This window comes from Streptomyces sp. SCA2-17, from assembly GCF_044336695.1.
In genome coordinates this window covers 5,399,828-5,416,033 of the sequence record NZ_CP117521.1, presented here as the reverse complement: position 1 = coordinate 5,416,033, position 16,206 = coordinate 5,399,828, and the positions used below count along the sequence as shown (strand labels likewise).

At 71.8% G+C, this 16,206-nt stretch carries 16 protein-coding genes; 6 read left to right on the top strand and 10 right to left on the bottom strand.

Features of this window, described 5'->3' with window-relative positions; translation table 11 throughout:
* Positions 1–3: 3 nt before the first annotated feature.
* Genes hydA through PS271_RS24380 form a run of 3 tightly spaced genes read right to left on the bottom strand, consistent with a single transcriptional unit; the run spans position 4 to position 3,586 of the window.
* Positions 4–1,404: a dihydropyrimidinase gene (gene hydA / locus PS271_RS24390; protein ID WP_398384623.1), complete on the bottom strand. Its 1,401-nt coding sequence runs from the start codon at positions 1,402–1,404 to the stop codon at positions 4–6.
* Positions 1,401–2,747: an aspartate aminotransferase family protein gene (locus PS271_RS24385; RefSeq protein WP_398384621.1), complete on the bottom strand. Its 1,347-nt coding sequence runs from the start codon at positions 2,745–2,747 to the stop codon at positions 1,401–1,403. Before PS271_RS24385 ends, hydA begins: the two co-directional genes overlap by 4 nt.
* On the bottom strand, positions 2,744–3,586 hold the full coding sequence (locus PS271_RS24380; protein WP_398387037.1) for a nitrilase-related carbon-nitrogen hydrolase: 843 nt from the start codon (positions 3,584–3,586) through the stop codon (positions 2,744–2,746). The genes PS271_RS24385 and PS271_RS24380 overlap by 4 nt, the downstream gene beginning before the upstream one ends.
* Before the next feature lie 192 nt (positions 3,587–3,778).
* Here PS271_RS24380 and PS271_RS24375 point away from each other — a divergent pair, with 192 nt between their 5' ends.
* The 3 genes from PS271_RS24375 to PS271_RS24365 are packed head-to-tail and all read left to right on the top strand — an operon-like array spanning position 3,779 to position 6,068.
* Positions 3,779–4,234, top strand: coding sequence for a MarR family winged helix-turn-helix transcriptional regulator (locus PS271_RS24375; RefSeq protein ID WP_398384620.1), 456 nt, complete (start codon positions 3,779–3,781; stop codon positions 4,232–4,234).
* On the top strand, positions 4,231–5,493 hold the full coding sequence (locus PS271_RS24370; protein ID WP_398384619.1) for an MFS transporter: 1,263 nt from the start codon (positions 4,231–4,233) through the stop codon (positions 5,491–5,493). Before PS271_RS24375 ends, PS271_RS24370 begins: the two co-directional genes overlap by 4 nt.
* A gap of 23 nt (positions 5,494–5,516) precedes the next feature.
* Positions 5,517–6,068 (top strand): isochorismatase family protein, encoded by a 552-nt coding sequence (locus PS271_RS24365; protein ID WP_398384617.1) that lies wholly within the window; start codon positions 5,517–5,519, stop codon positions 6,066–6,068.
* 24 nt (positions 6,069–6,092) lie between these two features.
* Here the strand turns inward: PS271_RS24365 and PS271_RS24360 are convergent, their stop codons facing one another.
* From PS271_RS24360 to PS271_RS24350, 3 genes are all read right to left on the bottom strand, one after another.
* On the bottom strand, positions 6,093–7,184 hold the full coding sequence (locus PS271_RS24360; protein ID WP_398384615.1) for a ligand-gated ion channel: 1,092 nt from the start codon (positions 7,182–7,184) through the stop codon (positions 6,093–6,095).
* Positions 7,185–7,262: 78 nt separating this feature from the next.
* Complete coding sequence (gene ggt / locus PS271_RS24355) at positions 7,263–9,110, bottom strand: gamma-glutamyltransferase (protein ID WP_398384613.1); 1,848 nt, start codon at positions 9,108–9,110, stop codon at positions 7,263–7,265.
* Positions 9,111–9,354: 244 nt separating this feature from the next.
* Positions 9,355–10,260, bottom strand: a complete 906-nt coding sequence (locus PS271_RS24350) for an SGNH/GDSL hydrolase family protein (protein WP_398384611.1) — start codon at positions 10,258–10,260, stop codon at positions 9,355–9,357.
* A 170-nt stretch (positions 10,261–10,430) separates the two neighbouring features.
* On the opposite strand from PS271_RS24350, the gene PS271_RS24345 reads away from it, so the two are divergent.
* The 3 genes from PS271_RS24345 to PS271_RS24335 all read left to right on the top strand — a co-directional run bounded on the left by PS271_RS24345 (position 10,431) and on the right by PS271_RS24335 (position 12,733).
* Positions 10,431–10,871, top strand: a complete 441-nt coding sequence (locus PS271_RS24345) for an RrF2 family transcriptional regulator (RefSeq protein ID WP_398384610.1) — start codon at positions 10,431–10,433, stop codon at positions 10,869–10,871.
* A 103-nt stretch (positions 10,872–10,974) separates the two neighbouring features.
* Positions 10,975–12,162, top strand: coding sequence for a globin domain-containing protein (locus PS271_RS24340; protein WP_398384609.1), 1,188 nt, complete (start codon positions 10,975–10,977; stop codon positions 12,160–12,162).
* 202 nt (positions 12,163–12,364) lie between these two features.
* Entirely contained in the window at positions 12,365–12,733 is a 369-nt protein-coding gene (locus tag PS271_RS24335) for a cupredoxin domain-containing protein (protein ID WP_398384608.1), read from the top strand.
* 65 nt (positions 12,734–12,798) lie between these two features.
* Here the strand turns inward: PS271_RS24335 and PS271_RS24330 are convergent, their stop codons facing one another.
* The 4 genes from PS271_RS24330 to PS271_RS24315 all read right to left on the bottom strand — a co-directional run bounded on the left by PS271_RS24330 (position 12,799) and on the right by PS271_RS24315 (position 16,056).
* Positions 12,799–13,665, bottom strand: a complete 867-nt coding sequence (locus tag PS271_RS24330) for an amino acid ABC transporter permease (protein ID WP_398384606.1) — start codon at positions 13,663–13,665, stop codon at positions 12,799–12,801.
* Positions 13,662–14,306: an amino acid ABC transporter permease gene (locus PS271_RS24325; RefSeq protein WP_398384605.1), complete on the bottom strand. Its 645-nt coding sequence runs from the start codon at positions 14,304–14,306 to the stop codon at positions 13,662–13,664. Before PS271_RS24325 ends, PS271_RS24330 begins: the two co-directional genes overlap by 4 nt.
* A gap of 14 nt (positions 14,307–14,320) precedes the next feature.
* Positions 14,321–15,244 carry a transporter substrate-binding domain-containing protein gene (locus PS271_RS24320; RefSeq protein WP_398387036.1) on the bottom strand — a complete coding sequence of 308 codons (924 nt, stop codon included), beginning with the start codon at positions 15,242–15,244 and terminating at the stop codon, positions 14,321–14,323.
* A 68-nt stretch (positions 15,245–15,312) separates the two neighbouring features.
* Positions 15,313–16,056, bottom strand: a complete 744-nt coding sequence (locus PS271_RS24315) for an amino acid ABC transporter ATP-binding protein (protein WP_398384603.1) — start codon at positions 16,054–16,056, stop codon at positions 15,313–15,315.
* Positions 16,057–16,206: the final 150 nt, after the last annotated feature.

Genomic DNA, 16,206 nt, shown 5'->3' with positions numbered 1-16,206 from the left:
TGATTACGTCAGGTACTGGCAGGTGGTGCGGGGGACGTAGCGGCCGTGGCCGGCGCGGCCGGTGTAGGTGCGCTGGTCGATGACCGTCTCGCCGCGGCTGAGGACCGTCTCGACCCGGCCCGTGACGCGCTTGCCCTCGTAGGCCGAGTAGTCGACGTTCATGTGGTGGGTGGCGGCCGAGAGGGTCTGCTCGGCGTGCGGGTCGTAGATGACGATGTCGGCGTCGCCGCCGGGGGTGATGGTGCCCTTGTGCGGGGCGAGGCCGAACATCCGGGCGGGCGCGGCGCAGGCGATCTCGATCCAGCGGCGGCGGGTGATGCGGCCTTCGACCACGGCCTGGTGGAGGAGGTCCATGCGGTTCTCGATGCCGGGCAGGCCGTTGGGGATCTTCGAGAAGTCGCCGCGGCCGAGCTCCTTCTGGCCGGAGAAGCAGAAGGGGCAGTGGTCGGTGGAGACGACCTGGAGGTCGTCGGTGCGCAGGCCGCGCCAGAGGGCGTCCTGGTGTTCGCGGGGGCGCAGCGGGGTGGAGCAGACGTACTTGGCGCCCTCGAAGTCCGGCTCGGCGAGGTTGTCGGTGGACAGGAAGAGGTACTGCGGGCAGGTCTCGCCGAAGACGGGCAGGCCCTTGTCGCGGGCTTGCGCGAGCTCTGCGAGGGCTTCTTCGGCGGAGACGTGCACGACGTACAGGGGGCTGCCGGCCACGCGCGCGAGCTGGATCGCCCGGTGCGTGGCCTCCGCCTCCAGCAGGGCCTTGCGGACCTCTCCGTGATAGCGGGGGTCGGTGCGGCCCGCGGCGAGGGCCTGTTCGACGAGGACGTCGATGGCGATGCCGTTCTCGGCGTGCATCATGATCAGCCCGCCGTTGCCGGCGGCGCGCTGCATGGCGCGCAGGATCTGTCCGTCGTCGCTGTAGAAGACGCCGGGGTAGGCCATGAAGAGCTTGAAGGAGGTCACGCCCTCCTCCACCAGCAGGTCCAGCTCCTTCAGGGAACCCTCGTTCACATCGGAGAGGATCATGTGGAAGCCGTAGTCGATCGCGCAGCGGCCGGCGGCTTTGGCGTGCCAGCGGTCGAGCCCTTCGCGCAGGGCCTGGCCGCGGCTCTGGACGGCGAAGTCGACGATGGTGGTGGTGCCGCCCCAGGCGGCGGCGCGGGTGCCGGTCTCGAAGTCGTCGGAGGAGGCGGTGCCGCCGAAGGGGAAGTCGAGGTGGGTGTGGGCGTCGACGCCGCCGGGGATGACGTACTTCCCGGTGGCGTCCAGGGTGCGGTCGGCGTGCCAGCCCTGGGCGAAGGCGCTGCCGGGCGCGGCGAGGGCCGCGACCTTGCCGTCCTCGACGAGGACGTCGGCGTGGGTCTCCTCGGCGGCGGTGATGACGAGGCCGCCGCGGATGGCCGTGGTGGTCATGGCCGTTCCTTTCCGGCGAGGGTGAACTGCACCTGGCGCAGCACGGATTCGAGGACGGTCGCGCCCTCCTCCGCCTCGGCGACGGTGAGGGAGAGCGGTGGAGCGATGCGCAGGACGTTGCCCTCGCGGCCGCCCTTGCCGATCAGCAGGCCTTCTTCCCTGGCCAGTTCGAGGGCGAGGGAGGCGCCTTCCGGCGAGGGCGCTCCGTCGTGCTCGACGAGCTCGATGCCGGTCATCAGGCCGCGGCCGCGCACCTCGCGGACGGTGGGGAAGCCGGCGGTGATGGCGCGGAGCCGCTCGATGAGCAGGCCGCCGACGCGGCGGGCGTTGCCCTGGAGGTCGTGTTCGAGGAGGTGGGTGAGGTTGGCGAGGCCGGCGGCCATGGTGACGGGGCTGCCGCCGAAGGTGGAGATGGAGTTGGCGTCGAGGCAGTTCATGACCTCGGCGCGGGCGACGACGCCGCCGATCGACATGCCGTTGCCGATGCCCTTGGCGAAGGTGAGGAGGTCGGGCGGGCCGTGCTCGGCGTGCGCCTGCCAGCCCCAGAAGTGGTCGCCGGTGCGGCCCCAGCCGGTCTGCACCTCGTCGGTGATCCAGAGGATGCCGCGCTCGGCGAGGACCTCGCGGAAGGCGGCGTAGAGGCCGTCGGGCGGGGCGGTGAACCCGCCGACGCCCTGGATGGGTTCGGCGATGAGCGCGGCCACCCGGCCGTGGGTCTGGCCGAGCATGTCCTTGAGGTCGGCGACGCAGGCGGCGGTGAAGTCGGCGTCGGACAGGTGGGCGTAGGGGCCGGCCCGGCGCACGCCGCCGTGGACGTAGAGCGTCTGGAGCGGGGAGAGGCTGGTGGGCGACCAGGAGGAGTTGCCGGTGATGCCCACGGCGGAGAAGGAGCGGCCGTGGTAGCTGTTGCGCATCGCCAGGATCTGGTTGGAGCGGCGGTACGAGGTGGCGAGGAGGAGGGCGGCGTCGTTGGCCTCGGTGCCGGAGGTGGTGAAGAAGACGCGGGCGTCGGGGATGCCGGAGAGGGCGGCGATGCGCTCGGCGAGCTCGACCATGTGCCGATCGAGGTAGAGGGTGGAGGTGTGCAGGATGCGGCCGGCCTGCTCGGCGACGGCCTTGGTGACCTCGGGCAGGGCGTGGGCGGTCATGGTGGTGAGGATGCCGCCGAAGAAGTCGAGGTAGCGCCGGCCTTGGGCGTCCCAGACGTGGCGGCCCTCGCCGTGGGTGAGCTCCAGCGGCTCGCGGTAGTAGAGGGCGAGCCACTCGGGCATCACGGCGCGGTGCCGGGCGTGCAGGCGGGTGGCCGGGGAGCCGCCGGGGCCGGGGCCGCTCGCGGGGGTCATGGCCGGACCAGCCCGTCGTACGCGTCGGGCCGACGGTCGCGGTAGAAGGCCCACTGCTGCCGCACCTCGTCGATGAGGTCCAGGTCCAGGTCGCGGACGAGCAGTTCCTCCTTGGTGTCGCTGGCCACGTCGCCGACGAACTGGCCGCGGGGGTCGACGAAGTAGGACGTGCCGTAGAAGTCGTTGTCGCCGTACTCCTCCTGGCCGACGCGGTTGATGGCGGCGACGTAGTACGCGTTGGCGACGGCGGCGGCGGGCTGTTCCAGCTTCCACAGGTGGGCCGAGAGGCCGCGGGAGGTGGCGGAGGGGTTGTAGACGAGCTGGGCGCCGTTGAGGCCGAGCTGGCGCCAGCCTTCGGGGAAGTGGCGGTCGTAGCAGATGTAGACGCCGACTTTGCCGACGGCCGTGTCGAAGACGGGCCAGCCGAGGTTGCCCGGCGCGAAGTAGTACTTCTCCCAGAAGCCCTTGACCTGGGGGATGTGGTGCTTGCGGTACTTGCCGAGGTAGCGGCCGTCGGCGTCGATGACGGCCGCGGTGTTGTAGTAGAAGCCGGGGCCCTCGGTCTCGAAGACGGGCACGACGATGACCATGCCCGTCTCCCGGGCCAGTTCCTGCATGCGGCGGACCGTGGGCCCGTCGGGGACGGGCTCGGCCCAGCGGTAGTGCTCGCTCTCCTGGACCTGGCAGAAGTACGGGGCGTTGAAGACCTCTTGGAAGCCGATCACCTGCGCACCCCGGGAAGCGGCCGCGCGGGCGTGCTCCTCGTGCTTGGCGAGCATGGATTCGGTGTCGCCGGTCCAGGTGGCCTGGACCAGAGCGGCGCGGACGACGTTGACCATGAGCTGCTCCTTCACGGGGGCGCCGGCCAGGCTGTCGGGCCTGGCTGACACGCGTAGATCCACGTGTGGTTGCGACCGTAGGGCGCGGCACGCCCCGCGGCAAGACCGTCGGTGAACCTGTGGATAACCCGGCCCGCACAGAGAAGAACAGAAAAACTTGCAAGTTTCCCTGCCGATATCTACGGTGGGGGCATGTCCGACAAGGAAGCCGGCCATCCATCCGGCAAAGATCAGGAACGCACCGCCGCCGACCTGGCCGCGGTGGTCTCCCAGCTCATGCGCCGCCTGCGCGTGGCCTCGCCGCAGGGCGCGCTCACCCCCTCCCAGCGCACCGTCCTAGGCCGCCTCGCCAACGGCGGGCCCGCCACCACCGCGGAGCTGGCCCGCGCGGAGCTCGTCCGCCCGCAGTCCATGCGCGTCATCGTCGCCAAACTGGAGGAGCTGGAGCTGGTCGCCCGCTCCCCGCACCCCACGGACGGGCGCCAGGTCCTGTTCTCCCTCACGGAGTACGGCGAGGAGGCCGTCGCCTCCGTACGTCACTCCAAGAACGCCTGGCTTGCCGACGCCATCACCCACAGGCTCTCCCCGGAGGAGCAGCGGTCCCTCGCTGAGGCCACCTGCCTGCTCCAGCGCCTGGTGGAGGAGTGAACGCCTTAAAGACGCCCCACCGCGCCCGGGGCGCCGGCACCACCGCCCCCGGCGAGGGCTTCGGCGCCCGCCTGATGACGCCGCTGCTCCTCGGCGCCGTCCTCAACCCCCTCAACAGCACCATGATCGCCACCGGCCTGGTGGCGATCGGCCACGACTTCGGCACCGGGCCGTCCGGCACCGGATGGCTGCTGTCCTCCCTCTACCTCGCCAGCGCTGTCGGCCAGCCCGTCATGGGCCGCCTGGCCGACTCCCTCGGTCCCCGCCGCGTGTTCCTGGCGGGCCTCGTCCTCGTCTGCGCCGCCGGCCTGCTCGGCACGCTCGCACCCGGCTTCGGGTGGCTGATAACCGCCCGCGTCCTGCTGGGCCTCGGCACCTCGGCCGCGTACCCCGCCGCGATGGCCATGCTGCGCGCCGAGTCCCTGCGCACCGGCCGTCCCGCGCCCCGCCCCGTGATGGGCCGCCTCTCGCTCGCCGCCCTGGGCAGCGCGGCCCTCGGCCCGACCCTCGGCGGACTCCTCACCGCGACCACCGGCTGGCGGGGCATCTTCGCGGTCAACGTCCCCCTGGCCCTCCTCGCGCTCGCGGCGGCCCTGCCGTGGCTCCCGCACGACCAGCAGCGCCCGGCCGGCGAGGGGCCCCGCCCCGTACAGCAGGCGCAGCAGTCCGGCGGGCCGGCACCGTCCCGGCCCGCCCTCCTGCGCACCTACCTCCGCCACGGGCTCGCCTACCTGTCCATCTACGCCTGCCTCTACGGGTACTCCCAATGGCTGGAGGAGTCCCACGGCTACACCTCCTTCCAGACCGGCCTGGTCATGCTGCCGATGTCCCTCGCGGCCGCCGCCTGCTCCCTGCTCGGCGCCCGGACGAAGGGCCTCCGCGCTCCGCTCACCACGGCCGCCGCGCTGCTCGCCGCGGGCAGCGGCGTCCTGGTGGTCACCACCGGCGGCACACCCCTGGCCGCCCTGCTCATCGCCGCCGCCCTGTTCGGCATCCCCCAGGGCCTGTTCGCCACGGGCCACCAGGCCGCCGTCTACACCCAGGGCCGGCCCGACCGCGTCGGGTCCGCAGCCGGGCTGCAGCGCACCGCCCAGTACGCGAGCGCGATGGCCGCCACCGGCCTGCTCGCCCTCTGCTTCGGGCAGCAGGCGGGCGACGCCGGACTCCACCGGCTCGCCGCCGTCACCGGCGTGCTGAACCTGCTGCTGCTCGCCCTCACCGCCACCGACCGCGCCCTGCGCGCGCCCTCCCGTAACTGACCCGGAAACGGAGCCCACGGCCCATGCCCGTCACCACGCTCGACAAGACCACCGCCCTCGTCCTGATCGACCTCCAGAAGGGCATCGTCGCCCTGCCCACCGCCCATCCCTCCGGGGAGATCGTCGAACGTGGCGCCCGCCTGGCCGCCGCCTTCCGCGACCACGGTCTGCCCGTCGTCCTCGTCCGGGTCGTCGGCGCCGCGCCCGGCCGCTCCGAGACGTCCATGCGCAGCGGGGAGTTCCCGGCGGACTTCGCCGAGCTGCTGCCCGAACTCGGCCGCGCGGAGGGCGACATCGTCGTCACCAAGCACACGTGGGGCGCGTTCCACGCCACCGATCTCGACCTCCAGCTGCGCCGCCGCGGCGTCACCCAGGTCGTCCTCGCGGGCATCGCGACCGGCGCGGGCGTGGAGTCCACCGCCCGCGCCGCCCACGAGCACGGCTACCACGTCACGGTCGTGACCGACGCGGTCACCGACACCGACCCGGAGGTGCACCGCACCGCCGTCGAAAAGGTCTTCCCGCGCCTCGCGGAGACCGGCACCACGGACGAGGTGATCAAGCTACTGGGCTGACAGGACCGGTGAGGCCCCCGGGCCTCACCACACCCAGTCCGCCGCCGCGAAGCCTCCCACGATCGCGGCGGCGGCCAGGGAGTACGCCAGGAGCCCGTAGACGGCGCCCTTGTGGTGGTACGCCTCCACTCGCGCCGGGTCGACGCCCTGCACCGTCCAGCGCCAGGACACCACCGTGCCCACCACCGCCAGCAGCACGTAGGCCAGAGTGAGCAGGTGGAGCCAGTCGAGGAGCGTGAGCCCCACGCTGCTGGTCACCACCGCGCTGACCTGCTGCATGTTCAGCATGATGACGAAGAGCCCGCCACCGAGCAGCCCCAGCCGGCTCTGCAGGGAGTCCAGCCGCTCTCCCATGGCGAGCTCCTCGTTGTGCGAGGGCAGCAGGAAGGTGGCGGTGACGACGAGCACCATGAGGTACAGCGGGCCGGTCAGCTTCAGGAAGGCGGTGGGGTCGTCGCGCTCCAGGCCGATCCGGATGTGCACCTGGCTGTGCGTGACGCCTGATCCCGGCCGGAGGGAGGGGTCGCCGAAATTCGTCGGAAAGCGGTGTTCCGTGGCGACCAGCCGGAAGCCGGTGATGCGCCAGCCGGACGGGACGACGCCCTCACTCACGGCGGAGTTCGCGTTGTCGGGCACGAACCGGAACTCGTCCAGCGGCTGGCCGGCGCTGACCACCACCTCGATCCGCTGCTGATCGAAGGGGAAGGCCCGGGCGTCCCAGTTCTGCCGGAACGTTCCCTGGAGGAGCATGACGTCCCGGACGCCTCCCGGGTGGACGGTCACCACCGGGTCGCCCTTCTCCGGGTCGCTGACATTGCTGAAGGAGACCTTGGGCAGCGGGTCCAGGTCGCGCTTCGGGCATACGGACCACAGGCGGAACCGCGCGGCGAAGGTGTGCTTCGCGGGGTCGATGTCGTACAGATCGCTGAGGTAGGCGCCCAGCGTGCACGTGGGTGTCCCGGCGGCCTCGGCGGCCTGGGCCGCGTGCGCCGCCGGGCCCGTCAGCAGCCCCCACAGCCCCCACACCGCGCCCGCCAGGGCCGTCAGGAGGGCCGGGAAGGCCGTCAGGGCCCTCCCGGGGCCGGACCGCCCTCCCGTGTGCTCCCCCGCAGCCATGTCAGGAACGTGGCCCGGGCCCCGGCGAACCAACCGGCGGCCCGGACCGATACGCCCGTGTGGGTGAAGCGCACGCCCTCAGCGGGTGGGAGCGTGCCCGCTCGGCCGCACCACCATCGCCGAGCCTCCGCCGCGCCGGGTCCGCTCGGCCGCGGCCACCCAGCGGCCGTCCGGCAGCCGCTGCACGCCGGTCGCCGCGCCGATCTCGGCGTTGGGCTTGAAGGCGTGCCCGATGCGCTCCAGGCGGCCGCGCAACGGGCTGTCCCACAGGCCCGGTTCCAGCTCGGTGGCCGCCGCGTTGCGCTGGCTGGCGCGCGGCGCGGCGATCGCGTCGACGAGGGGCATCCCGCGGTCGACGTGGTTGAGGAGGGTTTGCAGCACCGTGGTGATGATCGTCGCGCCGCCGGGGGAACCCAGGGCGAACGCGGGCCGCCCGTGGTCGAGGACGATCGTCGGCGAGATCGACGAGCGCGGGCGCTTGCCCGGGCCCGGCAGGTTGGGGTCGTGAACGCCCGGCGTGACCGGGGTGAAGGAGAAGTCGGTCAGCTCGTTGTTGAGCAGGAAACCGCGGCCGGGGACGGTGATTCCGCTGCCGCCGGTCTGCTCGATGGTGAGCGTGTACGCGACGACGTTGCCCCACTTGTCGGCGGCCGTCAGGTGCGTGGTGTGCTCGCCCTCGTACGGGGTGGGAGCGGCCTTGCCGTGCGCGCCGCAGGGCACCGGGCGGCGCGGGTCGCCGGGCGCGAGCGGGCTCTTCAGCACGGCGTCGTCCTTGACGAGGCAGGCGCGTGCGTCGGCGAACCGCTGGGAGGTGAGGGCCTTCGCGGGGACGTCCTCGAAGGCCGGGTCGCCGACCCAGCGGTTACGGTCGGCGAACGCGATCCGGCTCGCCTCGATGTAACGGTGCAGGTACGTCTTCTCGTCGGCCTTCGAAAGGTCGCCCCTCTCCAGGATGTTGAGGGCCTCGGCGACCGTGGTGCCGCCGGAGGACGAGGGCCCGATGCCGTAGACGTCGAGCCCTCGGTACGAGGTACGCGTCGGGGCCTGGCGCTTCGCCCCGTACGCGCGCAGGTCCCGCTCCGTCAGGTCGCCGGGGCGGGCGACGCGTCCGGACGCGGGGTCGACGGGGGGCTTGCGTACGGTCCGCACGATGTCCCGGCCGAGCTCGCCGCGGTAGAGGGCGTCCACGCCGCGCTCGCCGAGCAGGGCGTACGTCCGGGCGAGGTCGGGGTTCTTGAGCGTGCTGCCGACGGCGGGCGGGGCGCCGCCGGGCAGGAACAGCTTCGCCGTGGCCGGGAAGTCCTTGAAGCGGGACTGGTTGTCGGCGGTCTGCTGGCGGAACGTGGCGTCGACGGTGAAGCCGGAGCGGGCGATGCGCTCGGCGGGCTTCAGCACTTGGGCGAGCGAGCGGCTGCCCCACGTGCGGAGGGCGGTGTCCCAGGTGGCGGGGGTGCCCGGGGTGCCGACGCTCAGACCGCTGGTGACGGCGTCGGCGAACGGAAGGGGCTTGCCGTGCTCCAGGAAGAGGTCCTTGTCCGCGCTCAGCGGGGCCCGTTCGCGGCCGTCGAGGGTGGAGACCTGGCGGCGCTTCGCGTCGTAGTACACGAAGTAGCCGCCTCCGCCGATGCCCGCGGAGTACGGCTCGGTGACACCGAGGGCGGCGGCGGTGGCCACGGCCGCGTCGACGGCGTTGCCGCCCTTGCGGAGCACTTCGATGCCGGCGGCCGAGGCGTCGGCGTCGACGCTGGCCACGGCACCGCCGTAGCCGGCGGCGACGGGGGTCTTGGCGGGCGTACGGGTGGCCTCGGCGGCCGGCTGGGCGGCGGCCGGGAGCGCGCCGAGCCCGCCGAGGCCTATGACCAGGGAAGCCGTCGCGGCGAGCACGGGCAGTCGCCGGCGCGGGGGTTTCGTTCTCGGACGGGCCATCACTGCCTCCAAGGTGACGAACGGGCCCCGGAGCCTACCCGCGCCGAGACGGCGCGGCACCCCCAACGGACGCAACCGGCGGGCGCGGGGCGCGACGGAGGGGGTGCCGGTGACGGCCCCGCACCCTTGCAGGAACCGCACCCCGAACCACCCCCGCCGCCACGGCGCTCACCCCCACCGGACCCACCGGCGGTGCCGGACGGGCTCCGCCCGTACGCACCGCCGGTCGCCCGCAAGGCAGGCCTCAGCGGCCCCGGGCCGCCGTGGTGACGGCGGTGGCCATCGCGGCCTCGCCCTTGGCGTTGGGGTGGAACGGGGCCGCCGGGTTCTCCGGCTGGGCACCCTCGACCCAGCGGTCCGCCGCGGGCTTGCACACGTCGTGGCCGAGGGTCGGCTTGTACGTGTCGGCGAAGCGGACGCCGGCCTTGCGGGCCTCCCCCGCGAGCATCGTGTTGAGCTTCTTCTCGGTGTCCCGCAGGTACGGAACGTCGCCCGCGGCGATCGGCACGGCCGGGAAGCACCCGGCGCCGTCCTCCGGCATGATCGCCGGGTAGCCGACGAGGACGACGCGGGCGTGCGGCGCACGCTTGTGGACGTCCTTCAGCACCTTGGCGACCTTGGGCGCGGCACCGGCGATGCGCGCGGTGAGCTGGTCGGCGCCGCCCTCGGTGTACTTCGTGCGGCAGGGCGCGCCGGCCGGGTCCGAGGCGGACAGCTGGGCGCAGGTGCCGATGATGTCGCCGAAGCCGATGTCGTTGCCGCCGATACCGAGCGTGACGAGGCGGGTGTTGGCGCCGAGCGTGTTGAGCTGGGGCGCGTTGTCACCCTGGGCGCGCCACATGTCGTCGGTCTTGGCGCCGCTGCAGCTGACGTCCTTGAAGGACGTCTGGTGCAGGGCCTTCGCCGTGAGGGCCGGGTAGTTGACGCTGGAGCGGGCGCAGTCGCCGCCGGTCTGCTGCGGGATGCCCGGGCCGGAGGTGTAGGAGTCGCCGAGGGCGACGTAGCGCGCGCCTCCGGCGGGGGTGGCGGCAGCTTCCTCCGTACCCTCCGCCGTCGCGGTGCCGGCCGCCCCCGCCGCCAGGGCCGCCGCCGCGCCGAGCGCAGCCAGTCCCTTGCCGTACCGCCCACCACGTCCGTGCGCGTGTGCCACTACTGCCTCCGTGCTAAGTACTGTCGTCCTGGATACGCCGTGCAGTGAACGGTCCAGTGAACTGCGCAACCGCCGACGCGGACGTCAGACTCGCCGGGTGGTGACCGTCTGTCAACTAATGACCGAAGGAATAATTGGATTACAAGAATCCAATTAGGTAGAGTGCAGATGTGCGACTGACCAAGAGCACCGACATCGCGTTGCGCATCGCCATGCGCCTGGCCGTGACCAGCGAAGACAACCCGACCACCCGCGAGGTGGCCGAGGCGGTCGGCGTGCCGTACACCCACGCCGCCAAGGTGGTCAGCAGGCTGCAGCACATGGGCGTCGTCGAGGCCCGCCGGGGCCGCGGCGGCGGACTCACCCTCACCCCCGCCGGACGGACGGGTTCCGTCGGCCGGCTGGTGCGCGAGCTGGAGGGTGCGGGCGACGTCGTCGGCTGCGAGGACGATCCACCGTGCCCACTGCGCGCGGCATGCCGGCTGCGCGGGGCGCTGCGCAACGCGCAGGAGGCGTTCTTCGCCGCGCTGGACCCGATCACCGTCGAGGAGCTGACCGGCCCGCCGACGGGCCCGGTGCTGCTGAGCCTGGGCACCCGCGCGCAGGACTGAAGCCCTGAAGCCACCCGGGCCCTTCGCACGATTAAAAATACGCATCTCAGATACCAATTCAAGAGATCCAGATCCAAGAGACGTAAGAGATCCAGGAGCGCCGATGCTGTCCACCAGGTCGACCGAGATCGTCCGCGCCACCCTCCCCGCCGTCGGCGGCGCGATCGGCGAGATCGCCCCGCTCTTCTACGAGAAGCTCTTCGCCACCCACCCCGCGCTCCTGCGCGACCTGTTCAACCGCGGCAACCAGGCGAGCGGCACCCAGCAGCAGGCCCTCGCCGGGGCGATAGCCGCCTTCGCGACCGCCCTGGTCGAGCACCCGGAGACCCGGCCCGACGCGATGCTCTCGCGCATCGCCCACAAGCACGTGTCGCTGGGCATCAGCCCCGACCAGTACCCGGTGGTCCGCCGGCACCTCTTCGCGGCCATCGCGGAGGTGCTGGGCGACGCCGTCACCGAGGAGGTCGAGGCGGCCTGGGACGAGGTCTACTGGCTGATGGCCAACGCCCTCATCGCCCTGGAGGCCCGCCTGTACGAGCAGTCCGGAACCGCCGCCGGAGACACCTTCCGCCCGTACCGCGTCGCCGGCCGCCTCGCGGAGACCGCGGACGTGACCACGTACGTCGTCCAGCCGCTGGACGGCCGCCCGCTGCCCGTCTCCCGGCCCGGCCAGTACGTCTCCGTGCAGGTGCAACTCCCCGACGGCGCGCGGCAGATCCGCCAGTACAGCCTCTCCGGCCGGCCCGACGACGCCTTGCAGTTCTCCGTCAAGCGCGTGACCGGCGAACCGGACGGCGAGGTCTCCCACCACCTTCACGACCGCGTGGCCGTCGGCGACACCCTGCTGGTCGGCGCGCCGTCCGGCGACGTCGCCCTCGACGACGGCGACGGGCCCGTCCTGCTGGCCTCGGCCGGCATCGGCTGCACCCCCATGACCGGGATGCTCTCCCACCTGGCCGCGACCGGCTCGCGGCGCCGCGTCATCTCCGTCCACGCCGACCGCAGCGAGTCCACCCACGCCTTCCGCACGGACCTGCTGCAACTCACGGAGAAGCTGCCGGACGCGGTCGCGCACGTCTGGTACGAGGAGCCCGAGGGCGCCTGGCCCGCCGAGCGCACCGGCTACGCCGACCTCTCCCGCATCGGCATCCCCGCGGGCACCACGGCCTACCTCTGCGGCCCGCTGCCGTTCCTCCGCTCGGTCCGTACGCAGCTCCTGGCCGCGGGGGTGGCCCCGGCCGACATCCACTACGAGGTCTTCGGCCCGGACCTGTGGCTGGGGCAGGACTGACGCAGGACGGGGCGGAACGGCCGCCCTGCGCGCGGCGCCGCCGGCGCCGACTGGCGCGGGACGGCCGGCGCGGCGACCATGTCACTCACCGGTGCTCCACCCTGCACCGGCATCCCGAATCGTTCGCACATTCGAGTGACGGGCGGTTGTCACACCACGCAAGAGGGCAGCTTCCCCGCACTCACGTCCGAGGAGGGCTCCCATGCAACGCTCACCTGCGCGCTCGCTCCCCCGCCTCTTCATAGCCCCGCTGACGGCACTCGCGCTGGGCGCACTCCTGACCGGACCGGCGGCGCCCGCCGCCGGGGCCGGCAGGACCACGACCGAGACCACCGTGGTGATCGAGGGCTTCGAGTTCGTCCCGGCGTCGGTCACCATCCACGTCGGCGACTCGGTCCGCTGGGTCAACAAGGACAACGACGAGCACACCTCGACGTCCGACGAGCCGGGCTGGGACTCGGGCGTCATCGTCACCGGCAGCGACTTCACCCAGGTCTTCACGACCCCGGGGACCTTTTCCTACCACTGCGACTTCCACTCGACGCTGACGGGCAGAGTCATCGTCGAGTAGCACGTAGCGAGAGCGAGTAGCGAGTAGCGAGTAGCGAGTAGCCGAGAAGTAGCCACTCCCCCCGGTCACGGATGGATCTGCCCGGCGCCCGGCAGCAGCGTGCCGGGCTCCGCGGGGGCGACCTCCACCGCCTCCGTCTTGAGGCTGCGCCGCTGCCGCTTTGCGACCCAGGTAGCCAGCCACGAAAGGAGCATGCACATGCCGATGTAGATCGGAGAGATGATCATGACGACGGGGATGAACGGCAGCCCGTAGTCCAGGTTGCTGGCGATCAGCTTGCCGGCGTGCAGGAACTCCTCGTAGGTGATCAGGAAGCCGAGCGAGGTGTCCTTGAGCGCCACCACGAGCTGGCTGATGATCGTCGGCAGCATGGCGCGGAGCGCCTGCGGCACGAGCACGTGGCTCATCACCTGCGTCTTGCGCATCCCGAGCGCGTACGCCGCCTCCCGCTGGCCGCGGTCGACGGAGTTCACCCCGCTGCGGAAGACTTCCGCGAGCACCGAGCCGTTGTAGAGGGTGAGCCCGGTGACGAGCGCCGGCAGCGGCTGCACCTTGAGCGCGACGAAGACGAAGAAGATCATGACCAGGACCGGCATCGCCCGGAAGAACTCCACGAAGAGCGTGGCGATCCAGCGCAGGATCCGGTGGTCGGAGAGCCGGCCCGCGGCGAGCAGGCCGCCGAGGGCGAGGGAGAGCACGGCGGCGTAGGCGAAGGCCTTCAGCGTGTTGCCGAGGCCGCGCAGCAGCATCTCCTGGATGCCCTGGTACTCGAAGGGCCGCCACTTCTGCGCCGTGAACTGGTGGGTGTCGAAGAGGAGGTAGAGCACCCAGGCGATGATCCCCAGGATGACGGCGGTGGCGGCCAGGCCGTAGACCAGGTGGCGCCGCCGGGCCCGCGGCCCGGGGATGTCGTAGAGCGCGGTGTCGGTCATCGGGGCACTCCCCAGCGCTTCTCCAGCACGTTGAAGACCGCGCTGATGGTCAGGGTCACGATCAGATAGCCGACGGCGATCCAGACGAAGGACCAGACGACGCTGTAACCGAGCTCGTTGAGCGTCTTGTACGTGCCGAGGAGCTCGGTCACGCTGAACGACCCGGCGATCGCGGAGTTCTTGGCGAGCGCGATCAGGGTGGAGCCGACCGGCGGGATGACGGAGCGGAAGGCCTGCGGCAGCACGATGAGGCTCAGGGTCTGCCCGAAGGTCATGCCCAGGCTGCGGGCCGCCTCGCCCTGCCCCGTCGGCACGGTGTTGATGCCCGAGCGCACGGCCTCGCAGATGAAGGCCGAGGTGTAGCAGCCCAGGGCGAGGACGGCGAACAGCTGGAAGGGCAGCACGACGCCGAAGCGCGGCAGGCCGAGCAGCACCGCGAAGAACAGCAGCGTGAGCGGGGTGTTGCGCAGCACCGTCACCCACGCCGTGCCGAAGACCCGCAGGGAGCCGACGGGGGCGACCCGGAAGGAGGCCATCAGGAAGCCCAGGGCGAGGGCGAGCAGCGAGGCGTAGACGGTGAGTTCGACCGTGCCGAGCAGCCCCTTGCCGTAGAGGGAGAAGTTGTCGGTGAGTACGTTCACGGATGTCCTCGTCCTCAGCTCGCCGGGTAGCGGTCGACGGCGGGCGGCTTCGGGGCCGGCACCCCGGAGAGGCCGAGCGTCGCGTCGTACGCCTTCTTCCAGTCGCCGTTCTTCTCGTGCGCCTCGATGGCGTCGTCCAGGGCGAAGCGGAGGGCGTTGTCGCCGCGGGGCACGCCGATGCCGTAGGGCTCCTTCGAGAAGGGCTTGCCGGCGATCTTCAGTTCGTCGGGGGCCTTGGCGGCGAACCCCATGAGGATGGTGTCGTCGGTGGTAACGGCGTCGACCTGGAGGCTGAGGAGGTTGTCCACACAGACCGAGTAGGTGTCGTACGCCACCGCGATCGCCTTGGGGTAATCGCGCTCGATGCGCTGGAGCGGGGTGGAGCCGGCAGCCGAGCACACCCGTTTGCCGCCCAGGTCCTGGGGGCCGTTGATGTCCGTCTCGTCGGTGCGGACGAGCAGCGACTGCCCGGCGATGTAGTAGGGCCCGGCGAAGCCCACCTGCTTCTTGCGCAGGGCGTTGATCGTGTACGTGCCGACGTAGTAGTCGATCTGGCCGTTCTGGAGGGCGGTTTCGCGGTTCGCGGAGGCGATCGTCCGGAACCGGACGGTCTTGGGGTCGAAGCCGAGGGAGGCGGACATCATGCGGGCGATCTCGACGTCGTAGCCGGAGTAGACGCCGGTCGCGGGGTCCTTCTCGCCCAGGTAGGGCTGGTCCTCCTTGGCGCCGACGACGAGGTGGCCGCGGGACTTCGCGGCCCGCCAGGTGGGCGAGTCGGCCAGCTGGAAGCCCGTGTCGACCCGGTAGACGGGCAGGGCCTCGGCCTGGGGCCCCTTGACGGGCGGGCTGCCGGACTTGCCGCAGGCGGCTGCCGGCAGCGCGAGGGCGGCCAGGGCCAGGGCGGCGGCCGTGCGGCGCAGGGCGCGCGGGCGGCGCACGGCATCCGGGGGGCGCCAGGTGTGCGGGCGGCGGCGCGTCAGTGTCTGCAGAGTCACCGGTCCCCCGCTCAGTGCTTGAGGATCTTGGAGAGGAAGTCCTTGGCGCGCTCGCTGCGCGGCGCGGTGAAGAACTCCTCGGGAGCGCGGTCCTCGACGATGCGGCCGTCAGCCATGAAGACGACCCGGTTCGCGGCGGAGCGGGCGAAGCCCATCTCGTGGGTGACGACGACCATCGTCATGCCGTCCCGCGCGAGCTGCTGCATCACCTCCAGCACCTCATTGATCATCTCCGGGTCGAGCGCGGACGTCGGCTCGTCGAACAGCAGGGCCTTGGGCTCCATCGCGAGGGCGCGGGCGATGGCCACGCGCTGCTGCTGGCCGCCGGAGAGCTGCGCCGGGTACTTGTCCGCGTGAGCGAGGAGGCCGACGCGCTCCAGCAGCTCGCGCGAGCGCCGGTCCGCCTCCTCCTTGGACCGTTTGCGGACCTTGAGCGGCGCCAGGGAGACGTTGGCGAGCACGGTCTTGTGGGCGAAGAGGTTGAAGGACTGGAAGACCATCCCGACCTCGGCCCGCAGCTTGGCGAGCTCGCGCCCCTCGTCGGGCAGCGGGTGCCCGTCCAGGAGGATCGTGCCGGACTCGACGGGCTCCAGGCGGTTGATGGCGCGGCACAGGGTGGACTTCCCGGAGCCGGAGGGACCGATGACGACGACCACCTCGCCGCGGCCGACGGTGAGGTTGATGTCCTTCAGGACGTGCAGCTTGCCGTAATGCTTGTTGACATCACGCATTTCGATCAGGGGATCGACGGCCATACCCAGTCCCGCCCACTCTCCGCGCTCTTCCGGTCCACGCTCGCCATCCGGGCAAACTATTCCCCTCCATAGGGGACTTCAGCCATGACACGCATTCATATGGGCATTCGTTACACATTGCCCGCCATTTGCCCTAGGTACACAGACCGG

Bases quoted from the DNA above. Each gene is read 5' to 3' on its own strand.
- hydA (WP_398384623.1), bottom strand. From the start codon at position 1,404: ATGACCACCACGGCCATCCGCGGCGGCCTCGTCATCACCGCCGCCGAG.
- PS271_RS24385 (WP_398384621.1), bottom strand. From the start codon at position 2,747: ATGACCCCCGCGAGCGGCCCCGGCCCCGGCGGCTCCCCGGCCACCCGC.
- PS271_RS24380 (WP_398387037.1), bottom strand. From the start codon at position 3,586: ATGGTCAACGTCGTCCGCGCCGCTCTGGTCCAGGCCACCTGGACCGGC.
- PS271_RS24375 (WP_398384620.1), top strand. From the start codon at position 3,779: ATGTCCGACAAGGAAGCCGGCCATCCATCCGGCAAAGATCAGGAACGC.
- PS271_RS24365 (WP_398384617.1), top strand. From the start codon at position 5,517: ATGCCCGTCACCACGCTCGACAAGACCACCGCCCTCGTCCTGATCGAC.
- PS271_RS24360 (WP_398384615.1), bottom strand. From the start codon at position 7,184: ATGGCTGCGGGGGAGCACACGGGAGGGCGGTCCGGCCCCGGGAGGGCC.
- ggt (WP_398384613.1), bottom strand. From the start codon at position 9,110: ATGGCCCGTCCGAGAACGAAACCCCCGCGCCGGCGACTGCCCGTGCTC.
- PS271_RS24340 (WP_398384609.1), top strand. From the start codon at position 10,975: ATGCTGTCCACCAGGTCGACCGAGATCGTCCGCGCCACCCTCCCCGCC.
- PS271_RS24335 (WP_398384608.1), top strand. From the start codon at position 12,365: ATGCAACGCTCACCTGCGCGCTCGCTCCCCCGCCTCTTCATAGCCCCG.
- PS271_RS24330 (WP_398384606.1), bottom strand. From the start codon at position 13,665: ATGACCGACACCGCGCTCTACGACATCCCCGGGCCGCGGGCCCGGCGG.
- PS271_RS24315 (WP_398384603.1), bottom strand. From the start codon at position 16,056: ATGGCCGTCGATCCCCTGATCGAAATGCGTGATGTCAACAAGCATTAC.